This window comes from Pseudoruminococcus sp., from assembly GCF_047012705.1.
In the GTDB taxonomy this organism is placed as follows: domain Bacteria; phylum Bacillota; class Clostridia; order Oscillospirales; family Acutalibacteraceae; genus Pseudoruminococcus.
Genome location: NZ_JBKXNW010000005.1, coordinates 16556 through 38107, shown reverse-complemented (window position 1 = coordinate 38107; position 21552 = coordinate 16556). Strand labels below are relative to the sequence as shown.

The window sequence follows — 21552 nt, the reverse complement described above, 5'->3', positions numbered from 1 at the left end:
ACTACCGCCCCCTTACGAAAGAATCAGCTTTCTCAGCAGATTCTTTACATTGTCATAGCTGAAATCAGGTGATGAAAGCATATTATCCATTGTATATATAACGCTTTCATCATACCTGAGCTTTGCCTTACTCAGAAAGCCCTTCGTTCTTTTATACACCATCTGAACCTCATGAGCAGGCTTTTCCAGACTCAGATACAGGTCCAGTCTTTCTATGCCCTTGCCAAGCTTGATAATATTCCGTATCTGTTCATCATCTATACCGTCATTGACACATCCCCAGAAAGCGAGGATATGGTCGATCACAAGCATCAGATCGGCGATGGTGGAATTGCTGTTCTCCGCATTTTTGATATCGTCTATGGCAAGCTGGATATATGCCATTGTTTCTGTGCCGATATAATCCCTCATAACGATGGCATTGTCATATGCCCTGTTAAGACTGCTGATAATGGAATGGGGGTCAGCTTCATCAAAAGCATACTTTATTTTAAAGTTGTCGCTTGATCCATAAATATCAGCAATGCCGATTTTTCTGCACAAAACCTTATAATAATCCGGATCGGAATCTATCATAAGATCTGCCGATTTAAAATAATCCTTCAGTGTTGTATAAACCCTTTCTGTGTATCTGCCAAGCCAGAAAAGGTGATCGCTTTTGTCTATCGTGATAATACCCATGTGTCTTTAAAACCTCCTCCCTGTGATGAATTGACGATGAATGAATCAGGATTTCTTGAAAATCTTGTCAGTCCGCTTGCCCATACCTTTGTTGTGCGTCCTGTCAGGACAAAGGCACGAAGATCCGCTTTCCTCGGGACCTTTGTTCCGTTTTCATCAAGAATATCCAGATCATAGAAGTCAATAACCTCCTGTGCAATAAATCTTCTCGGTTCTGCTTTAAGCAGTGCAATAAATTCTGACTTCTTTTCAGCTGTGAGAGAACTTCCGAAAACCACACCGTAGCCGCCTGCCTCTGCAACGTCCTTGATCACTAATTTATCAAAGTTGTCGAGGACATACTGCATATCCTTTTCGTAATAAGGAAGATATGTAGGAGCATTCATCAGTATTGCTTCTTCTCCGAGATAATACTTTATCATTTTCGGAACGAAATAATAGATGCCCTTGTCATCAGCCACGCCATTTCCAGGTGCATTGAGCAGTGCAGCATTTCCCTTTCGGTAAGCTTCAAAGATATGAGGGATACCGATCACCGATTCCTCATAAAAAGTCATCGGGTCAAGATATTCATCAGATATTCTTCTGTAAACAGCTCCCACACGCTGTTTTTTACCATTGTAGTCGATATAGTACAGATTATCGTTTTCACAGACGATATCCTTTCCTGTGGTAAGTACTGCTCCTGTTTTTTCTGCCAGATAGGAATGTTCAAAAAAAGCTGCATTATACCTGCCGGGTGACAGTATGACATTGATTCCGCCTGTATTGACATGATCCATAACTTCCTTTAGCAAGTCCGCATAGTTGCGGTTGTCGATAATGTCGTTTTTAGTGAAAGCATCAGGGGCACTTCGCCTTTGAAGCTCCCTTGCTATCATCGGATATGACGCACCCGACGGTACTCTCAGATTATCTTCTAAAACATACCAGTTATTATCCTTTGACTGAACAAGATCTATACCGGAAATATGGCTGTAAATACCCTTTGGCGGTGTTACCCCGTCACACGGTACAAGAAAACCCTTCGCCGAAAAAATAAATTCCTCCGGTATCACCCTGTCTTTGACGATCTGTTTTTTGCCGTAGATGTCGGATAAAAAACAGTTCAGTGCATCAACACGCTGCCGGAGGCCCTTTTCAAGATATGAAAATTCATCGTTTCCGATAATTCTTGGTATAGGGTCGAACGGAAAGAGCTGTTCTCTGAATTCGCCGTTTTTGTAAATGCCGAATTTTACTCCGTATCTTGACAGCAGCTTGTTAATGGTTTCTGCATTTCTGATCAGATCATTCACTTTTATCCCTCCTGAAAAAAGACAAGGGTGCTCATCCTCTGTGGACAAACACCCTTGTTTGATGGATATATATTATCACGAATTGCAAAATTTGTCAATTACTATTTGCAACTTTCTTACAGCAGAAATTCAATATTCAGCGATTTTATAGATAAAAAGTAAAATTAAACGATATTTTTTGCAATAGAATAAACAATATATTGCAAAATCAGAACTGTTATGGTATACTTGACACGACAAAATACTCCTTATCGGAAGTGATAAAAATGAACAGGTTTCCTCCAATAGGTCAAAGGATAATAAAATCTGCAGTGGCAGTGGCACTTTGCATGATAGTCTATCATATCCGCAGTCTGCTGCCGATAGAAAACGGAATACCCTTTTACAGTGCCCTTGCAGCACTGTGGTGTATGCAGCCATCTGTTGACACCACAAAAAACAACGCCGGTCAGAGAACATTCGGCACAGTAACAGGAGCGGCTTACGGACTTGTATTTCTGAATTTTCTGTATTTTTCCAAAATCACAGAACCAATATGTGTTTACCTTCTCGCAAGTGCTGTGGTGATCCCGGTCATATATTCAACTGTAGTGCTGAAAAAGAGAAATGCTTCATTTTTTTCGTGTGTAGTATTTCTGAGCATAGCCCTGACACATTCATTCGATCAGGATCCATATATTTTTGTTTTTAACAGAGTGATGGATACCTTCATCGGAATAGGCATCGGAGTAGGTATAAACGAATTTCATATACCGATAAAGCATGACAACGAGACGCTATATATCAGCGGCATAGATGATGTTCTGATATCCTCCGATGATCACATAATGCCATTCAGCAAGGTTGAGCTTAACAGACTGATCAAAAGTGGGGTAAAATTTTCTATTTCCACCGTCAGGACTTCGGCAGAACTGCTGTCAATAATGGATGGCGTAGAATTAAATCAGCCTGTAATCGTAATGGACGGTGCGGCACTTTATGATATCAGTGAAAACCGCTATATCGCAACCATCCCCATGTCAGATGATATATGCTCAATGGTGGAACAGATCATCGAAGAAGCCGATCTGCACTATTTTGAAAGTGCGTTGTGTGACTCGACACTTCTGACCTATTATGGCAAAATGAAAAATCCGGCTGAAAAAGATTATTTTGATAAAATGCATCGTTCGCTGTACATTAATTTTATAAGTCAGACTTTCAGACACAGGGGAGAAAAATTCCTCTGTCTGACTGTTATTGCCGATGAAAATAATATTGCCATACTGAAAAGGAAATTATTGACATCACTTGAAAATAATATCAGGGTAACAGTCAGCAACAGCGGGTATGAGGGCTATAATTGCCTTAAAGTGTTTTCATCAAAGGCGACAAAGCATGAAATGATAGAGAAGCTGCGTGAACATACAGGAGCAGAGAAGGTTGTAAAATTCGGAAGTATTAAAGGAGAATATGATGTTTATATTCATGACGGCGGAGGAAATGCAACCATAAAAAAGCTGAAAAAACTTTATCGTAATGGTTCTGTACATTAAAATTTCTAAAATAATAATGATTTTGTCTGAGATTTACAAAATCATTATGTTTAGAAATATCAATTATTGACATTTCCGTTTTTAAGTGGTATTATTTCGGCATAAGAATTAAGCAAAGGCGCTTCTTCCAAATCAGGGAGGAGTGCCTTTTTTGGTGGGGTGAAAATATGAGTATGCTTAAAAGATCCATGTATGAAGCTTTTGAGAGAAACAACAATATTTCCTCTGAGTATATGGAAAAATACGGAGTCAAGCGTGGACTGAGAAATTCCGACGGGACAGGTGTCATGGCAGGTGTTACGAATATCTGCAATGTACACGGATATGTAGTTGATGACGGAGAAAAACAGCCTGCCCAGGGAAAACTGATTTTCAGGGGATATAACATCAATGAGCTTGTGGAAAGAGTGATGTCGGAAAACAGATACGGGTTCGAGGAAATAGTATTTCTGCTGCTTTCCGGCAGACTCCCTGATAAAAATGAGCTTGAGGAGTTCAGTACAGTTTTATCCGACAATCGTGCACTGCCGGGAACATTTTTTGAAGATATGATACTCAAAGCCCCTTCGCCTGACATTATGAATAAAATGGCAAGGTCAATTCTTGCACTATATTCATATGATCCTGACCCTGAATCCAAAACCGCCGAACATGAGGTGGATACAGCAATTTCACTTATCGCTAAAATGCCGGTTATCATGATCTGTGCAAATGAAGCCAAAAAGCGGTTTTATAAGGGCGATACGATGATACTGCACCCACTGATAAAAGGAATGTCGACGGCAGAGAATATCCTGTCAACGCTCAGACACGACAGACAGTTTACACATGAACAGGCAAAGCTGCTGGATCTGATGCTGATGCTTCATGCGGAGCATGGGGGAGGAAATAATTCGACATTCACCTGCCGTGTGCTGACATCTTCGGAAACCGATCCGTATTCCGCCTATTCCGCCGCAGTAGGATCTCTGAAAGGACCCAGACACGGCGGAGCAAATCATAAAGTAATAGAAATGCAGGAGCTTATAAAAGCGAATGTCACAAACTGGAATGATGATACGGAGCTGTCAGAGTTTCTGAAGAAGATACTCAGAAAAGAAACCGGCGACAAAAGCGGACTGATCTATGGTATGGGACACGCAGTATACACACTATCTGATCCACGTGCTGTAATACTGAAAAAATATGCAGGAAGGATGGCACAAAACACGGAATTTGAAAAGGAATTCCATCTGCTCGAATCCATCGAACGACTGACACCAAAGGTTTTTGAGGAGGTCAAACATTCTGACAAGGCAATGTGTGCTAATATTGATATGTACAGCGGCTTTGTGTATAAAATGCTTGATATTCCTCAGGAGCTTTTTACACCGCTTTTTGCCGTGTCAAGAATGGCGGGATGGTGTGCGCACCGCTTTGAGGAGATAAACAGCGGCAAAAGGATCATCCGTCCTGCATATAAGTCCATATCCAAAGTAAAAGAATACATTGATCTGGAGGAGAGGTAATTATGATGGAAAAAATCAGAATGACAACACCGCTTGTTGAAATGGACGGCGATGAAATGACTCGTGTTTTATGGAAGATGATAAAGGATATACTTATCCTGCCCTATGTTGATCTGAAAACGGAGTATTATGATCTGGGGCTTGTTCACAGAAACGAAACCGATGATGCGGTGACGGTCGAATCTGCCGAAGCAACAAGGAAATATGGAGTAGCCGTCAAGTGTGCTACCATTACACCTAATGCAGCGAGAATGACAGAATATGATCTGAAGGAAATGTGGAAATCTCCAAATGGAACGATAAGGGCAATACTTGACGGCACAGTTTTCCGTGCGCCTATTCTTGCTGAGGGTGTTACTCCGTATATTCCTACATGGACAAAGCCAATTACTATCGCAAGACACGCTTATGGAGATGTTTATAAGAATACAGAAATGCAGATAAAAAAAGGCAGCAAAGCAATGCTTAAGGTAATTGATGAAAACGGCAGCGAAGAGTCAGAGATGATCTATGATTTTTCGGATAGTGCAGGTATCATACAGGGACTTCATAACAAGGATAAGTCCATTGAAGGCTTTGCCCGTTCATGCTTTAACTATGCCCTTGATACAAAACAGGATCTGTGGTTCGCAACAAAGGATACTATTTCCAAAAAGTACGATCACCGATTCAAGGATATCTTTACGGAAATATATGAAAGCGAATACAAAAGCCGCTTTGAAGAAGCGGGTATTGAATATTTCTACACACTTATAGATGATGCCGTAGCAAGAGTAATACGTTCGGAGGGTGGATTTATCTGGGCTTGTAAGAATTATGACGGTGATGTTATGTCCGACATGGTGGCAACTGCATACGGCAGCCTTGCTATGATGACATCAGTGCTTGTTTCTCCTGACGGTATATATGAATATGAAGCAGCCCACGGAACAGTACAGCGTCATTATTACAAATATCTCAAGGGTGAAAAGACCTCTACTAATCCGGTAGCAACTATTTTTGCATGGACAGGTGCACTTCGCAAAAGAGGTGAGCTTGACGGTATTTCCGGACTTTGCGGCTTTGCTGATAAGCTTGAAAAAGCTGTACTGAAAACTATCAGCGATGGTATTATGACAGGAGATCTGGCAGCTATCTCAAAGCTAACCAATAAAAGGACGGTTGACTCCGAAACTTTTCTTAATGAGATCAATACTCGTCTGAGCAACAGTCTATAAGGATAAGTATATCAGTTTCCTATACTCTATTATTCAAAAAAACGATTGGACAATACTCGTTTTGTAATGTAAAATGCTACTGAGAAGGTGGTGACGGTCTTGAGCAATAATCTTGCCAGTAATAATGAATTCAGTTTCCCCTATGAAGACAGCAGTGATATCACTCTCGAAAGTATCACAAGATATCTTGCCGATCTGACAGGCTACAGCATTACATCTGATATTATGGGGGTCGTAGATCTGCTGCATGATCTTGACTCTGAGCAAAAGAAAAATGAAAGACTTTCCATTCAGATCGTTCAGACACTTGCCAGTGCATTGGATGCCAGAGACAGCTATACCAGAGGTCATTCCAGCCGTGTTGCATTATATTCGTTGGAAATTGCAAGACGATACGGTTATTCGGAAAAAGCACAGATAGAAATCTATATGATGGCACTTTTACATGATATCGGAAAAATTGGCATACCGGATAAGGTCCTCAGAAAAAAGTCACAATTAACCGATAAAGAATATGATCTGATAAAAACACATCCTGTAGTGGGATATGAGATACTGAACAATATCACTGATATGCCTCGTCTTGGTATAGGCGCAAGGTGGCACCATGAAAGATATGACGGAAATGGTTATCCGGACGGACTGATCGGAACTGATATTCCGGAGGAAGCAAGGATAATATCTGTTGCGGATGCGTATGATGCAATGCCATCGTCTAGGTGCTACAACGACAATTTTACACAGGAGTATATCATTAAGGAATTAGCAGCAGGAAAAGAAAGTCAGTTTGATCCGGTTTTCACTGATATTATGCTTTCAATTGTAAATGATGGCAAAACATATTCAAATCAGTAAAAACATAAAATAGCTATCTTTGACGAAAGTGAATAATAATTCAGCCGTGTTTCCCGTTTTGATGTTCGGGAGACACGGCTTTTTCAAAGAGAAGTCAGACAAAGATGAAAAAGCTGTTAATTGATGCAATCATAGAATTGACACTGCGAACTGCGTACTCGTTTGACAGCAGGTTTTCCTTATACGCTATCGCAAGTTCCTTTGTAATCACCTGTGTCCCAGCATACTGCCAGAATGCCTTAATGTCACGCATATACTTTTCGATGGTGTTTTCGCTTTTTTCTTCCAAGTGCAAGTGCTTTTTGAATTCATCTATTCTTTCTTTGGTTATAACAAGCTCGTCCATAATGATTTCACGCCTCCAGAAGTTTACATATATATAGTTTGCAACAGCAACGCTTACAGTATACTATATATCCCTCTGAACAAAATAAATATCAACGGGCAGGGTCTATATTTCATTTATTCCACTGTAGAATTATTCGCTTATAAATTGTTTGAGAAAGACAAGAAAACAGTGCAGTACCTTTTGAGGATAGATTAAGGTACTGCACTGTGTTTTTTATTTTTTTTATTTGGTCGGACTGCATAACTATACACAAAAGCTACCTTTATGCGAAGTGTGCAAATTGTCGATAACATTGAATTGACATAGGAAAACACTTAATCCCCTTGACTTTCCTGTCGCTTTGAGTGATGTATAGATACTACATCTGAAGGAGGAATTTCAATGCTTGAAAAGGAAGTTGACTACAGGCTTGCTAAATGGCTGCTCCTCAATATAGAGAAGGACGGCATCATTACATCCGATGAGCTGCGTCTTGCCTGGATCAATATAGCAGAACACTATGAACCGCCGTTTCTTGAGATAGAGAATCTGGACGGTTCAATCGGAGATGGGGTGATCGTGGATGCCAGATAAAGTCGTAACCAAGCTTGCATCTATGCCCAGACCCGTCACATTCAAAGAGGCAGCAAAGGCAGTTCGGAGAGTGGCTGCATATGCGAGGGTATCTACAGAACATGAAGAACAGGAAACGAGTCTCGCTGCACAGACCGATTATTACAAGAAGAAAATCATGGAGCATCCCGGATGGGAGTTTGTGCAAATCTATGTGGACAATGGAATCTCAGGTTTGAGTACGAGCCGCAGAGATGGCTTCAATCATATGATTGAGGACTGTCTTGCCGGATGCATTGATCTGGTGCTGACGAAGTCCATATCGAGATTTGCGAGGAACACAGTGGATACGGTGACTACAATCCGGAAGCTGAAAGAAAAAGGCGTGGGTGTCTATTTTGAGAAAGAGAATATCCTCACTACGGATTCCAAGGGAGAATTTTTGCTGACCTTAATGTCCTCGCTTGCTCAGGAGGAGAGCCGTTCCATATCGGAGAATGTGACTTGGGGACAGAGAAAACGAATGTCTGACGGCAAGGTCAGTATAGCCTACACCCAGTTTCTCGGATATGACAAGGGTTCAGAAAAGTATACGATGGTCGTCAATGAGGAGCAGGCTCTCACCGTCCGTAGGATATTCCGTATGTTCCTGCAAGGCTATACACCGCATACGATAGCGGCATTGCTAACGGAGGACAGAGTGCCGTCACCGTGTGGCTGTGACAAATGGAGCGGCATGACCGTCCGGCGGATGCTCTCGAACGAAAAGTACAAGGGGTACGCTCTTCTGCAAAAGGAATTCACAGTAGATTATCTCCGAAAGAAAATGAAGAAAAATGAAGGAGAGCTTCCTCAATATTACGTCGAAGAAGACCACGAGCCCATCATCAGCCCGTGGCTTTTTGATTATGTGCAGAAACGGCTGGGCGCACGGTCTGAAATCGGTAATACGAGGTACAGCGGTTCGGCACTGTTCAGCAGCAAACTAATCTGCGGCAAATGCGGCTCAATCTACGGACCCAAACCGTGGCATTCCACAAGCTACAATAATCTTGTCTGGCAATGCCGCCGCAGGCATATCAAAGAAAACAAGTGCCTTGCGTTCAACATATATGACAAGTTGCTTCATTTCACGGTACATGAGATAGCGATGAACATCATCTGCAATAGGAATATTAAAGAGACTGTGGCAGAGGCAGTGCTGCCGCTCCTCACGGATGAAAGAAAGAAAAAGGCACTCGACTGGATGCGAAAATTCCATTTGAGAGATATTTGGAGGTTACAGTCAGACGAAGATGACATTTCACTGATCATTAACAAAATCGTAGTCATGGAAGACGGTACAGCACAGGTGCATCTGATCGATGGGAGTGTTATTCCGTACACTTTTCCAACTTTCCATCCGTCTAAGTACAAAGCAAAGAAGCAGAAAGTTCAGAAGAAAAAGAAGAAGCCTACAAATAAGCATACATCAAAGACACCAACCGGCATAACAGAATGCGATAACTGTGGAGTTGCTATCCAACAAAACGCAGGGCGGAAACCGCAGAGGTTCTGCTGCAGTGAGTGCCGGAATCAGTGGTGGAATGAGCATCCCGACCAGGTGAACCGAAAAGCCTACTACGAAATCACCTGCCGGCACTGCGGGAAGATCATCACGGTGTATGGTAACAAGCACAGGAAATACTGCAGCCATGAGTGCTATATTGCGGACAGGTTTGGAATGTGAGAGATTTCTTGTCTGTATTTTATTTGTATCCCTATGGAGTTCTCAATAGAGTCGTTTAGTGAATGTATTCTTGATGATTCGTTACTTCTCCGCATCAAGGAACAGCTGCTCGTAAAGTCAAAAAGTGCAGTGTCTGGGAATTTTCTTCCGAGATACTGCACTTTTTTGTTTCTGTGAAAAGATGTCGGGTATTATAGAGACACTGTGATGGTTGAACTTATTTCTCATTGACTTGACGGGTTTTGAGGAGTATACGGCTTACCTTCCTTGTTATAGGTTATGTTAAATACAAGGTCTGAAAGCCACTTTTTGAAAGAAGGATTATCCTGAAACTGTTTGAATAGTTCCATATTGTCTGCCATTATAGAAAAAATAACCTGTTGCAAAGCTCTCTCACTTTCAAGTCTGGCACTCTGTTCATCTGAATTCTTCATGGCATTTTGGTATTTTTCGTCTTTTGATACCATCGCAGGTATTTCAAGTATCTGTCGGCGAACATTATCTGAATCATTCCAGTGTATGCTGCCAAACATATCATTGAAGTCGGATAAAATAACAGATAACAGATCCATCTCCGGCTCAACAATATGGCCTGCGTTGCCTGTGGGAACAGGAGTAACCTCGGAATCAGAATCATCCAGTTTCATTGACATAGACTCGCGGGCCTCGTTTCGATAGCTTTCCAGGTCGATTGCTTCAAGAATCCCCTGTGTCAGATCATCCTCGCGGGGAGAAGGTAATTTGGGTATCAGCAAATTCAGAAATATTGAAAGCCTTTCCCACTCGGCATTTCCATATGGAAGAATTGCTCCAAGAAAACTATATGTACGACAGAATGACTTTGCTGCACTTTTAAACTTTATCTGATCATTTGTATCAAGCTGATTGTATACAGATGCACAGGCATCAAGAGTAGGATCGAGTCTGTCTCTGCTTTCACCGTTCAGATAAAGGTTTACTATACGCTCAACATCTTCTGCGGAGTATACCTGGTATTCTTCCATGTCTGCTACTTGGTCATAAAGTTTGTTAGGATCGGTTTCGCCGGATAAAATAGTGGTTCGATAATAGCGTGAAAATGATTTTTCTATAGATTCCGGTTTGTTGGCAAAGTCAAGTACAAATGTATCATATTTCTGCGGATGACAGCGGTTAAGTCTTGATAATGTTTGTACAGCTTTTATATCAGTGAGCATTTTATCAACATACATTGTATGAAGCAGTGGCTCATCAAAGCCCGTCTGAAACATATCCGCTACTATAAGAATACGGTATGGGTCTTTCTTGAACTCCCTTGGTATTTTCGCATCGGGAAAACCATTCAAGCCGGCAGAAGTCAGCAGCGGTTCCTGACCATTGTATTTGCATTCACCGGAAAAAGCAATAATTGTCTTATATGGGCTGTGTCTTTCAGAAAGGCACTTGTTGATAGCGTAATAGTATTCTATACAGCGCGGAATACTTGTCGTTACAACCATTGCACGAGCCTGTCCGCCTATTTTACCTTTGGCAATAACTTGTTCGTGGAAGTGTTCGACCATCATAGCGGCTTTTTTAGCTATGGTATAGCTGTTTCCCTCCACAAAGCTGCGGAGTTTCTTTTGTGCTCTCTTTTTATCAAACATAGGATCGTCTTCAACAGTTTTCATTAACTTGTAAAAACTGTCAATTGGGGTGTAATTTTGAAGCACATCCAGAATAAATCCTTCCTGAATAGCTTGTTTCATTGTATATACATGGAAGGGATGTCGTTTTGGTTTGCCATCTTCATCAAGTACAGGATTGCCGTATTGATCCAGTACAAGCTCTCCGAAAATTTCAATCGTCTTATTCTTAGGTGTTGCAGTAAAGGCAAAATAGCTAGCATTTTTCAACAACTTGCGACCTTCCATCAATGCAATGATTTTATCCTCATTATCCATTTTATCATCGGATGCAAGACCCGATAATGCAAGATTCATTTGTGCCGAATTACGTCCGCTTTGACCGGAGTGCGCTTCATCAATGATTATAGCAAAATGATTATTTACATGATCTGCTCCGATTTGCGGAACAATATAAGGAAACTTTTCAATAGTGGTAACAATAATTCGTTTGCCGTCTGTGATAGCTTTTGTAAGATCACCTGAATGTTCTGCCCATGCGACAGTACTGCTGACCTGCATAAACTGCTTTATTGTGTCTCTGATTTGTTTGTCAAGGATACGGCGGTCTGTAACAACGATTATAGAATTAAACATCGGGCGACCGTCCCACTCAAGTCCGATAAGCTGATGTGCAAGCCACGCAATAGAATTTGATTTCCCGCTGCCTGCACTATGCTGAATGAGGTATTTCAAACCGACACCGTTTTTCTGAACATCTGCGAGAAGCCTGGTGACCACATCCAGCTGATGATAACGCGGGAATATCTGTATTTCTGTTTTCTTCTTTGTTTCCTCATCAATATTAACGACTACCTGAGCATAGTTTTCGATAATGAGTGTCAGTTTATCCTTTGTCAATATGTCTTTCCAAAGGTAGTCCGTTTTTATTCCATCGGGATTGGGCGGATTACCAGCACCGTCGTTGTATCCCTTGTCAAAGGGCAGAAACCAGCTATTCTTGCCGGCTAATTTCGTGCAGAACTTGATACGGGCATCATCTAAGGCAAAATGCACCATACAGCGTTTGAAAGAAAACAATAATTCTTTTGGGCTGCGATCTTTCTTGTATTGCTCAACAGCATCATCTGTATTCTGTTTGGTAAGCTGGTTTTTCAGTTCAAATGTAATGACAGGCAGACCATTTATAAATATACACATATCAAGAGCAAGTTTGCCGGCATCAATAGAATAACGGAGCTGCCGTGTGATGCTGAAAATATTTTTTTGATACAGAGCTTGTGCCTTTGGCGTATTTTCACTCGGGGTCATATAGAACATAATAAGGTTTGCCGGGTACACCTTTATACCATTACGCAGTACATCTATAATACCACGCTTTGCAAGCTCCCCCTGCAAACGGTTGAGAAACTGACGCTTTTTTACTTCTGAATGAAATACACCCAATTTTTCTATTTCAGTCGGCTGAGTATCCTGCAAAAAGCGGAACAGCCGTGTTTCGTCTACAGCATATTCCTTATTATAGTCGGCATTGCTGCCCTCTTCATAACCATTATGTTCAACAAGCCATTTAACAATCAGGGTTTCAAAACCATCTTCTTTAGTATTAGTAAACATTGTTTTCACCTCATACTTTCTTAAAATGGTAATTCATCATCAGATTCTTCAACCTTTATTCTTGAAAGTTTAGAAATAAAATTGTTCAATATCAAGATTTGTGATTGTTGTGTGGCGGATTTAAACCAACATAAAAAGTCATTGACCAATTTACACGGTATTGATGTAGCATTTGTATAGGTATAACAAACGGTTACTATGCAACTGATTACATCTTCATTATTTTGAATAGTATCCTCGAAAGCGTTTACTTTTATGACATTTTCTAACTTTGAAATAAAAATAGTGGGATCAGAAACAAAAGTCGGAGATGCATTATATGAAACAATTGATTTATATATGGAATTTGTAAACGCCTGGTAAATTTTTTTATCTTTGCCCGATATATCCATATTTATAAAATCATGTTTTCCGATGGCTTCTTTTACTGCAGAAAAAGATTCAAAACGATTTTCGGGATGTTTCTCCATCATCTTATCTAAAATATCTTGGTAAGAGAAGATATCCCAACTGCAGTTTTCTGAGTTGTTTATCAAACGATGTAACAATTCAGCTAAGTAGAACATATCTGTAAGATTTGTATAGACACCATCATAATACTCCTGCGGAAGAGTATCCGATGCACCTCTAAATATATCATCGACAAGACTGTCTGTAGCCTCTTCGGGTTTTGAGAAAACCTTTCCTATACCGAAATCAATTACTTTAACCGTGCCGTTATTGTCAATCAGAATATTTCCTTCTCTGATATCACGATGAATAATACCACAGGATTCTATATAGCAAAAGGCATCAATCAACTGAATAAAAACATTATCTAAAGAGATGCTTTCAAACGGAGGAAAATATTCCGAGAAAAAATCACCGATATTTTTACCATCGATATATTCCATGAGAATATAACCTGTACATGCATCTTTATAAGCATAATAATTATATATTCTTACAATATTAGGATGATTGAGCTTATACATCATCTTGATTTCAGCAAGAAAGTTTTTGTAAAATAATTCTTTTATATCTTCAGACTCTGGTTCATATTTTTTGCAAACGAATAACTCGTCTATAAAAGGATCTTGCAGTAAAACAGTTTTGCCAAACGAGCCGCTGCCGAGATTATTATTGACCATTATGTAGTCTTTCTGTTTCAAAAAAGGTATTAAATCTCCATTTTGCTTTTCTTTTGCCATATTATTCCTCCTGTTCCTCCGTGAGTTCTTCGTTTTCGGCTTCTTCGTCAGTATCTGTCATATCTTCATTTACATATTCATATTCAGGAATCTCAACACCACGCACATCGATTTTTCCAGTAACGACATCGGAAATAAGACGATTCCTTAATTCTTTTAGTGTATTTATTTGTTCTAATATGTTTTTTCTTAACATCATTAATCCTTGCACATTTTTCACTAATAAATTAAGTTCATCACTGTTTTGTGGAATCGGAAAATATGTATTGAGCAATTCTTTGATATTGAGGGGACGATTTCTGCCGGCTGCACCATGAGAACACAATTTCATTAACATCTGACCGTAATCTGACATTAAAAAACACCAAATATATTCTGGGGGAATATTGTCTTTAGGTTTCAATAAGTAGTATCGATGTGAAGCTACTCCTTGCTCGTCCTCATTAGTTGTAACATAAGTTGCAGCTTCCCAAGCAAACTGACCACTAATCATGACACAACCTGCGTGTATACGCTGGAATTTTGAATCGCCCATATCGGATCCAAGTATTTCATTCCTACGAAAAATTCCGCGTCCTCTATTATACATACCTGTTTTTTTATAATATTCGTTATTTTCAAGCTCTATAAAGTCATTAAGCAAGCATACATGGTATTTTAGTTTTGCTTTTTGTAACGATTTCTTTGATACTATCTCAAACTGCTTGTTTACAACTTGTTGTACATACGATAGCTGTTTTTGTTTCGCTTGAATCAGCTTATTTATCCCTGATACCTTCCAGTCCAAAAACCGTACAATCTGGTCTTGTTCGTCACGAGACGGAACGGGAACTACAATATTAGAAAACTGCGGAGAATATGTTCTCCATCTCATAGCCATAATCCCCTTGCCAGCACGATAGCATTGTTGTGCAAACATAGGTGTGCGCATTAAATAGTTGTAATACTTTGTGTTAACCGACTTGGTTTTTGGTTTATAAATATCGTAAGCAGGACTTGTAACACCATAATAGTCAGATCGTCCGATTGCTCCCATCCAACATAGTAAAATATTTACAACCATATCATCAGGATGCACTATTTTATAACCATCTGCATTACGGGCTTTATTTCCAGTAGTATGTTCAATATCTTTGTGCTGTCTTACTCCCAAACTCGTGTAAAGTGATATTAGATTTACTTCGTTTAAAGGTTTATAATTGCGTTCGTCACGCAGACTAAAAAGCATCTTGACTCGGTGTGTGTCCCAATGTGACGGAATGGAGTCTATCCAATCACATGAAGATGCTTTATATTTTTCATAAGAAATCATACAATCCCCTCCATGATATTCGCCAACACACCGTCTGCTTCTCTTTCCAAAGCGGTAAGGCTTGCAAGTATTTCGCTCATTTCACGCAGTTCAACTGGTTTGTAAAAATACTTTGCAAAGCTGATCTCATAGCCAATCTGTGTTTTCTTTTTATCTACCCAAGCATCAGGAGCGTATGTCAGTACCTCATTCTGCATGAAACCTTCAATGCCGCCCTCGTATGTGAAAGGCACATTTTCAGTGTCACGCAGTTCGGTATCAACAACAGGCTTGCCTTTTTGATATACAATTTCGGCTTCGGGGTCTTTGGTCAGAAGAGGGAACATAAATTCTTCCCATTGCTTGAATTTGAAAGGACAGTTTGCAATGGACGGCTGGCTATAAAATTTCTTCAGAAATTCATTGTAGTCCATATATGGCTCTATGGCAATAAGATTGATAATAGCCATCATATATGCATGACAAACCGTTTCAAAATTCTGTTGTCCAACCGTTTTCGGAACTTTGATTGTACGCACATTTGGATTTGCCTGCGTGAAAGACAATACATCTGACGCTGATACTTCGGGAATATCTTTTTCTTCAAACTGTAAATCAACATTATATACTCCTTTGAACATAGCAAGGGTTTCCTTTATAGTATCGGGATTAACTGTCACACGATAACGCATAGGTCTGTCAACGGTAATATTCCAATATCCGAACTCCTCGTTATTAAAAATCATGCTGACTTTGCTTTCTTCCATCTCGATAAAAATTCGCACGATTTCATTTCGTATTTCAGGTGTAAATTCGCAGTTCTTGTTGCCCATATTCTTGCGGAGGGGAGATTTCATCTTTGTGGCATCAATCAGTTGTATTTTACCTTTGCGTCGATCTTCTTTTTTGTTGGAAAGAATCCAGATATATGTTCCAATACCCGTATTGTAAAACATATTTTCAGGCACAGCGATGATTGCCTCAACAAGGTCATTTTCAATAATATACCTTCTGGCATTGCTTTCGCCGCTGCCGGCATCACCTGTAAATATTGACGAACCGTTATGTACTTCGGCAATACGGCTGCCAAGCGGTGTATCTTTTTTCATTTTTGATATGTTATTGAGAAGAAAAAGAAGCTGCCCGTCGCTTGTTCTGGGAATCATAGCGAGGGGTTCGCCATCATCGGTATAAGCATTAAAACGGGTATCAAGTATACCCTTTTTTCCTCCCATTTTCTCAGCATCGGTTTTCCAGCTCTTTCCGTAGGGTGGATTGGAGAGCATAAAATCAAACTGCCTTGTAGCATTTCCGTCAATGGAAAGCGTAGAACCGAAACTTATATGTTGAGCCTGTTCTCCGTCACCCTTCAAAAGCATATCTGCTTTAGCTATAGCATAGGTCTCAGAGTTTACTTCCTGCCCGAAAAGATGAATAGAAACTTTTTTAACGTGCTGTTCGGCAAGTGTTAAAAGTCTGTCCTGTGCCACGGTAAGCATACCGCCGGTTCCGCAGGCTCCGTCATAGCAGGAATAGGTAGCGTCCTTTATCTGGTCAGCAACAGGAATAAAAATAAGATCAGCCATCAGTTCTACAACATCACGTGGAGTCCAGTGTTCTCCGGCTTCTTCGTTATTATCTTCATTGAATCTGCGTATAAGTTCCTCAAAGATAGTACCCATACCGTGATTATCCAATCCGGGATGTCTGATAATTGTTTTGGCATTATCTTTATACACAGGATTCGGTGAAAGGTTAATATCAGATGACACGAATTTTTCTATAACTGCTCCAAGTATATCAGCTTCAATCATGGTGTCGATCTGATTGCGAAACTTGAATTTCTCCAAGATCTCCTGAACATTCGGAGAAAAGCCGTCAAGATATGATTCAAAATCAGCCTTTAGAGTTTGCTTTTTTGCTCGGCTGGTAAGATCACGCAGACGATACGGCGATATATTGCAAAACGCTTGTCCGGAAGCAATATTCAATGCTGCCCACTGATTGTCTATTCCGGCATCGTCCAGTCGTTTTTTCATAGCAAGCACTTCTTCTTTGCTATCCTCCAAAAGTGCATCTAAGCGGCGAATAACCGTCATCGGTAGAATAACATCACGATACTTGCCTCGTACATATACATCTCTCAGACAGTCATCTGCGATTCCCCAAATAAAACTTACTATTGCATTATGAATCTGATTATCCATATTTATTATCCTTTCCGTTTTGTAGGACTTTTATAAAAAATTAACGAATAGTTTAACTATGATACATATATTCTATTATAAACCATAAGCATAGTGAATATCAATACGCAAAATTCCAGAAAAAAGCCCGATGCACGGTTTATTGTACATCGGGTCATTTCATTGCCGACAGATCACTGCTTTATCTTTTTAAGAATTTCGATATCGTCATCGATATTCCTTGGTGCGATCCTGCCCAGTACCTTTTTCTCCACTTCTGCTGTCCAGTATATCCGAAGATCATTCTTCGCACGTGTGATTGCTGTATAAAAAATATTATGCGAAATAAGCTCATCGACTTCGTCTGTGATGACGATTTTTACGGAGTCGTATTCAAGTCCCTGCGCCTTGTGGATAGATACAGCATAGGCAATTTGAAACGGCACCATAGTTTTTGATGTGCTGTGGTCGTCATCCTCATCTACATTTTTGTTTTTATACACATCGAACCTTACGATAGATTTCCCTCCTTCAGATTCGCCTAAGTATACAATATCGAAATAATCGGTGTCTTCTGAAGCAATTGCTGTATTTAATTCAATGTCAAATTGGATTCGTTCGTTAACAGTATCTTTGTCAAGAATTTCTATCCCTGCGATTGTACCTCTCATATTATTGTAGATGATTGAGTAGAAACGGTTGTTTTCAAGAAAAAGTACCGGATCACCAACCTTGTAGCACTGTATATCCCATTGGAATGCCGGATTCGGATTGCTTTCCTGTAAAAAACGGTTGATATTGTTAATACCATAAAGACCATCATAATTCAGGCAAAGTATAACTTCTTCTTCGTTTTTTGAAGTAGAAAGAAGTGAATCATCTACATTTAATGAGCAGCTTTCCATTTCTATAAATTCCTGCACATCTGCGTCCATTCTCCGAACCTTTGCCCATATATCAAGAAGATGCAGATTAGTGGTTCTGTACGGTCTTGTCAGTTCAAATACGGAGCTTGGCGGCAGAAATGCCTTTATTGCAGTAAACCAGTTGCCAAAGCGAATAGAATTTATCTGATATGTATCTCCGACAAGCAGTATGCGTTCGAACTTCGCCGCATTCAGAACTTTGACCATGTCAGTGTTACTGATAGTACTGCATTCATCAAGGACAAGAAGCTCATATTCAGTAGGTGATCCGTATTTAATGAATGATGCCACTGTATTGAAATCACAGTTATCATGGTTAGCATCGACTCTTCTCATAAGATTATCTTTTGCCGAATTGGTCTGTGTAAGATATAGCTTGGGTTTATCTGCATAAAAGTGAGAAATATAGTTTATTATGGTTGATTTTCCGACACCTGCGGAGCCGTATATGATAGCCACCTTTGACTGCTCAAACATCGACATCAATATCTGACGTTTCTCCTCGCTGTCAACATTATCATAAAGAACTTCAAGCCAGAATGAGATGATTTCTCTGTAGTCAGGATCATAGATGTTACTTAGTGTCAGCAGCTTGTCGATTATATCGCAAGTATCCAGTTTATACTCGTTAATGTAAGCAAAGCCGTTATTGACAATAATCTGGCTTCTTTCACGATGTCTTTCCCAAAGTCTGTAATAGTATGTTTTTGCAAGTACAGCAACATCACCATAATGTGCCAGTTCAGAAACTGGAGTGAAGATTCTTCCTGAGATCTCGGTATTATTCTTGATTTGTCTTGCAAGAAGCTCATGTTCCCGCCCTTTTTTCTTTATTGCCTCAAACAATGCTCCGAGCCTGGGATTGTGTTTTAGCGGAGACTGTACAAACGGCATTCTGTCAAAGGGTCTGCAGCCGTTTAGAAGATATAGATTTGATAAGGCATTGTTAGGAATATCATTCCGTTGATCTTTGATTATTGTGTTGTTCATACAATAGAGCAAGTATCGGAGTATATTCTGTCCCGGTCTTTCAGAGCGTATTATTTCTCTGCATCTGGTCAGGATTTGAATAAATCTGTCGCTCCTTAGATTCGCACGCCATAAGTTTGTTAGCTTTTGATATGCGGCATCAGAAAAATCCATTATCTCTGTTAAGGAGTAACCATTACGTGTTAAATAGCTGCATACTTCCTTTTGCTCAGGATATGATATTTTCCGAGTGTCGCCAGTAATTAGTGAACTGAAGTTCTTAAATTCACAGTCTCTGATCGATACCTCCCAGCCTGTGATAATCAGAATCGGCATAGTCTTTCCGAGTATTTCAATATGCTCTTCAACAAGAGCAAACTTTGATGCATAGTTGCTGGTAACAGGCAGACTTGTAAAAGCTATGACTCGCCTTGATTTGCTGACTTTGTCAGTGGCGGGGGTAAACGTTACCTCATAGTATTTGCGGCCATTGATAAAGAAAGGCTTTAGTTTCTGAATATAGTACTTATCGCTGGCTGTGGGTGTAAAGGTCGGGTACAGCATTATTTTTTCTGCTATCTTGGAATAGTATTCCAGAAGTGCAGTATCCTGATTTAAAGGAAATTTGTCAAGATTATGAAGAATAACAGTATTGAAGTTATAGTAAACAATATTCTTTATCTCAAGGAGATAATCATAGTATTTTAACATCAGACGCTCACAGTTTTCTTCATCGAGTGTAAGATATGCTGTGACAATTTCAAGATAATTCCTGAATCGGTACAGCACTTTTAATACACCGTCAGACTGCGAATACTCCGCAGCCTTTTCTATATTGTCAGCAGTAATGCCGATATCATTGCCGTTTGCATAGAATTTCAGCATAAGGTGCTCTGTAAGTTTTCTAAGTTGTGTCAGAATATCCTGAGAGATGACCGCACGGGTGGAATCATTATTATCGAGGCTGTCCAAGTAGCGGCATATTGCATTATCTATGGTTCTGATTCTTTCATCAAGTGTGGGCAAAAGCCAGATCTCCTTTCATTTCTCGTAAACACTAATTTGTCTTGTACTATCACACGTCAAAAGTATTCCCCTTCGTTCCAGTCATCAATAAATGCTTCATAGGGGTAAATACCAATATATCCGGTCGGATGAAGTTTAACATAAAGATTGCGGAGCTTCATTCTTATCATGCGAACAGATAGTCCGGGTTTTGTATCCTTGTTCGGGTTCAGTGCATCGCAAAGTTCCTGCAATGAGCCAAGTATGGCAAGAACATCAGATCTTAGTAATATATCTTCAATTTCGGCGGATTTGTCTTTCCATTTTGAGTTGTATAGAGTGTTGATTTTTTTGGACAGCCTTCCTATAAGATACTCCTGTGCATATCTGTCGCCTATACACATCTGTATCACTTCATCATAGTCGGAATTAAAATCTAATACCAATGCATTGTCACGCTCAGTCCATCCGGAATTACTTTCCAGGGGATCATTTTCTGCGGCAGGAAGATCGATAGCTTTTTCATTGTTATCGGGAAATCCTATATTAAAGAAAATATCCTCTAACAGCTTATAACAAGTATCACTTATATCCTCAAATTCAATACCATTTTTACTTAACCAGTCCTCAATAACATCATAGGCTTCCATATCTGATATGCGTTTATATATCCAATCTGTATATCTTTTGAAATTACGGTGAGCATACAAATATTTAGCATTATCAGCTTTGACAGGATTTGGTTTATTCTCTTTTACATAGCGAGGCTTTGTTTCAGGATCAACATGCAAAAGAGTACAGTCTTTACAAGCATCTTCATCTATAAAGTGTGAAATCATTTTGTCGAAAAATTCAGCTTTTTTCTCTTCGTTTTTCAGAGGATAGTATACCCCATTGAAATACTCTGAAAAAGTCACCGTAATCACCTACTTCCGTTTATTTCCGCTTGCTTCCTTGCTTCCCGTGACACCTTATAGCACACAATGCTATACTATGTGCATGAAACGAAACAGGAATCACTTTTTGACAAAGTGTTCTTT

15 protein-coding genes are annotated in these 21552 nt (G+C 39.9%); 6 read left to right on the top strand and 9 right to left on the bottom strand.

The features are described 5' to 3' along the window. Positions 1 to 12: 12 nt before the first annotated feature. Together ACLU24_RS05995 and ACLU24_RS05990 are read right to left on the bottom strand one after the other, a co-directional pair. Positions 13 to 681: an alpha-E domain-containing protein gene (locus tag ACLU24_RS05995; RefSeq protein WP_412611036.1), complete on the bottom strand. Its 669-nt coding sequence runs from the start codon at positions 679 to 681 to the stop codon at positions 13 to 15. Then, positions 663 to 1979 (bottom strand): circularly permuted type 2 ATP-grasp protein, encoded by a 1317-nt coding sequence (locus ACLU24_RS05990; RefSeq protein WP_412611034.1) that lies wholly within the window; start codon positions 1977 to 1979, stop codon positions 663 to 665. Before ACLU24_RS05990 ends, ACLU24_RS05995 begins: the two co-directional genes overlap by 19 nt. A 266-nt stretch (positions 1980 to 2245) precedes the next feature. Here ACLU24_RS05990 and ACLU24_RS05985 point away from each other — a divergent pair, with 266 nt between their 5' ends. The 4 genes from ACLU24_RS05985 (at position 2246) to ACLU24_RS05970 (ending at position 7094) form a co-directional block, all read left to right on the top strand. Beyond that, complete coding sequence (locus ACLU24_RS05985; RefSeq protein WP_412611032.1) at positions 2246 to 3514, top strand: HAD hydrolase family protein; 1269 nt, start codon at positions 2246 to 2248, stop codon at positions 3512 to 3514. 167 nt (positions 3515 to 3681) lie between these two features. Then, on the top strand, positions 3682 to 5022 hold the full coding sequence (locus ACLU24_RS05980) for a citrate/2-methylcitrate synthase (protein WP_412611031.1): 1341 nt from the start codon (positions 3682 to 3684) through the stop codon (positions 5020 to 5022). A gap of 5 nt (positions 5023 to 5027) precedes the next feature. Continuing rightward, on the top strand, positions 5028 to 6239 hold the full coding sequence (locus tag ACLU24_RS05975; protein WP_412611323.1) for an NADP-dependent isocitrate dehydrogenase: 1212 nt from the start codon (positions 5028 to 5030) through the stop codon (positions 6237 to 6239). Positions 6240 to 6338: 99 nt separating this feature from the next. Next, positions 6339 to 7094: an HD-GYP domain-containing protein gene (locus tag ACLU24_RS05970; RefSeq protein WP_412611029.1), complete on the top strand. Its 756-nt coding sequence runs from the start codon at positions 6339 to 6341 to the stop codon at positions 7092 to 7094. 94 nt (positions 7095 to 7188) lie between these two features. Here ACLU24_RS05970 and ACLU24_RS05965 read toward each other — a convergent pair whose 3' ends face one another. Next, on the bottom strand, positions 7189 to 7440 hold the full coding sequence (locus ACLU24_RS05965) for a site-specific integrase (protein ID WP_412611028.1): 252 nt from the start codon (positions 7438 to 7440) through the stop codon (positions 7189 to 7191). A gap of 384 nt (positions 7441 to 7824) precedes the next feature. Between ACLU24_RS05965 and ACLU24_RS05960 the strand changes: the two genes are divergently transcribed. After that, a complete protein-coding gene (locus ACLU24_RS05960; protein ID WP_412611026.1) occupies positions 7825 to 8016 on the top strand; it encodes a hypothetical protein in 192 nt (63 codons plus the stop codon). Next, entirely contained in the window at positions 8006 to 9724 is a 1719-nt protein-coding gene (locus tag ACLU24_RS05955; RefSeq protein ID WP_412611024.1) for a recombinase family protein, read from the top strand. The genes ACLU24_RS05960 and ACLU24_RS05955 overlap by 11 nt, the downstream gene beginning before the upstream one ends. 224 nt (positions 9725 to 9948) lie before the next feature. On the opposite strand, the gene ACLU24_RS05950 is transcribed toward ACLU24_RS05955, so the two are convergent. The 6 genes from ACLU24_RS05950 to ACLU24_RS05925 all read right to left on the bottom strand — a co-directional run bounded on the left by ACLU24_RS05950 (position 9949) and on the right by ACLU24_RS05925 (position 21429). Beyond that, entirely contained in the window at positions 9949 to 12945 is a 2997-nt protein-coding gene (locus ACLU24_RS05950; protein ID WP_412611022.1) for a type I restriction endonuclease subunit R, read from the bottom strand. Positions 12946 to 12965: 20 nt separating this feature from the next. Continuing rightward, on the bottom strand, positions 12966 to 14135 hold the full coding sequence (locus ACLU24_RS05945; protein WP_412611020.1) for a protein kinase family protein: 1170 nt from the start codon (positions 14133 to 14135) through the stop codon (positions 12966 to 12968). A gap of 1 nt (position 14136) precedes the next feature. Then, the gene (locus tag ACLU24_RS05940) at positions 14137 to 15447 is read right to left on the bottom strand and encodes a restriction endonuclease subunit S (protein ID WP_412611018.1); all 1311 of its coding nucleotides are present in this window, start codon (positions 15445 to 15447) and stop codon (positions 14137 to 14139) included. Next, the gene (locus tag ACLU24_RS05935) at positions 15444 to 17633 is read right to left on the bottom strand and encodes a type I restriction-modification system subunit M (RefSeq protein ID WP_412611016.1); all 2190 of its coding nucleotides are present in this window, start codon (positions 17631 to 17633) and stop codon (positions 15444 to 15446) included. The genes ACLU24_RS05940 and ACLU24_RS05935 overlap by 4 nt, the downstream gene beginning before the upstream one ends. 173 nt (positions 17634 to 17806) lie before the next feature. After that, positions 17807 to 20533: an ATP-dependent DNA helicase gene (locus ACLU24_RS05930; protein ID WP_412611014.1), complete on the bottom strand. Its 2727-nt coding sequence runs from the start codon at positions 20531 to 20533 to the stop codon at positions 17807 to 17809. Positions 20534 to 20589: 56 nt separating this feature from the next. Next, positions 20590 to 21429 (bottom strand): hypothetical protein, encoded by an 840-nt coding sequence (locus ACLU24_RS05925; RefSeq protein WP_412611012.1) that lies wholly within the window; start codon positions 21427 to 21429, stop codon positions 20590 to 20592. Positions 21430 to 21552 lie beyond the last annotated feature (123 nt).

Bases quoted from the DNA above. Each gene is read 5' to 3' on its own strand.
- ACLU24_RS05995 (WP_412611036.1), bottom strand. From the start codon at position 681: ATGGGTATTATCACGATAGACAAAAGCGATCACCTTTTCTGGCTTGGC.
- ACLU24_RS05985 (WP_412611032.1), top strand. From the start codon at position 2,246: ATGAACAGGTTTCCTCCAATAGGTCAAAGGATAATAAAATCTGCAGTG.
- ACLU24_RS05980 (WP_412611031.1), top strand. From the start codon at position 3,682: ATGAGTATGCTTAAAAGATCCATGTATGAAGCTTTTGAGAGAAACAAC.
- ACLU24_RS05975 (WP_412611323.1), top strand. From the start codon at position 5,028: ATGGAAAAAATCAGAATGACAACACCGCTTGTTGAAATGGACGGCGAT.
- ACLU24_RS05965 (WP_412611028.1), bottom strand. From the start codon at position 7,440: ATGGACGAGCTTGTTATAACCAAAGAAAGAATAGATGAATTCAAAAAG.
- ACLU24_RS05960 (WP_412611026.1), top strand. From the start codon at position 7,825: ATGCTTGAAAAGGAAGTTGACTACAGGCTTGCTAAATGGCTGCTCCTC.
- ACLU24_RS05955 (WP_412611024.1), top strand. From the start codon at position 8,006: ATGCCAGATAAAGTCGTAACCAAGCTTGCATCTATGCCCAGACCCGTC.
- ACLU24_RS05950 (WP_412611022.1), bottom strand. From the start codon at position 12,945: ATGTTTACTAATACTAAAGAAGATGGTTTTGAAACCCTGATTGTTAAA.
- ACLU24_RS05945 (WP_412611020.1), bottom strand. From the start codon at position 14,135: ATGGCAAAAGAAAAGCAAAATGGAGATTTAATACCTTTTTTGAAACAG.
- ACLU24_RS05940 (WP_412611018.1), bottom strand. From the start codon at position 15,447: ATGATTTCTTATGAAAAATATAAAGCATCTTCATGTGATTGGATAGAC.
- ACLU24_RS05935 (WP_412611016.1), bottom strand. From the start codon at position 17,633: ATGGATAATCAGATTCATAATGCAATAGTAAGTTTTATTTGGGGAATC.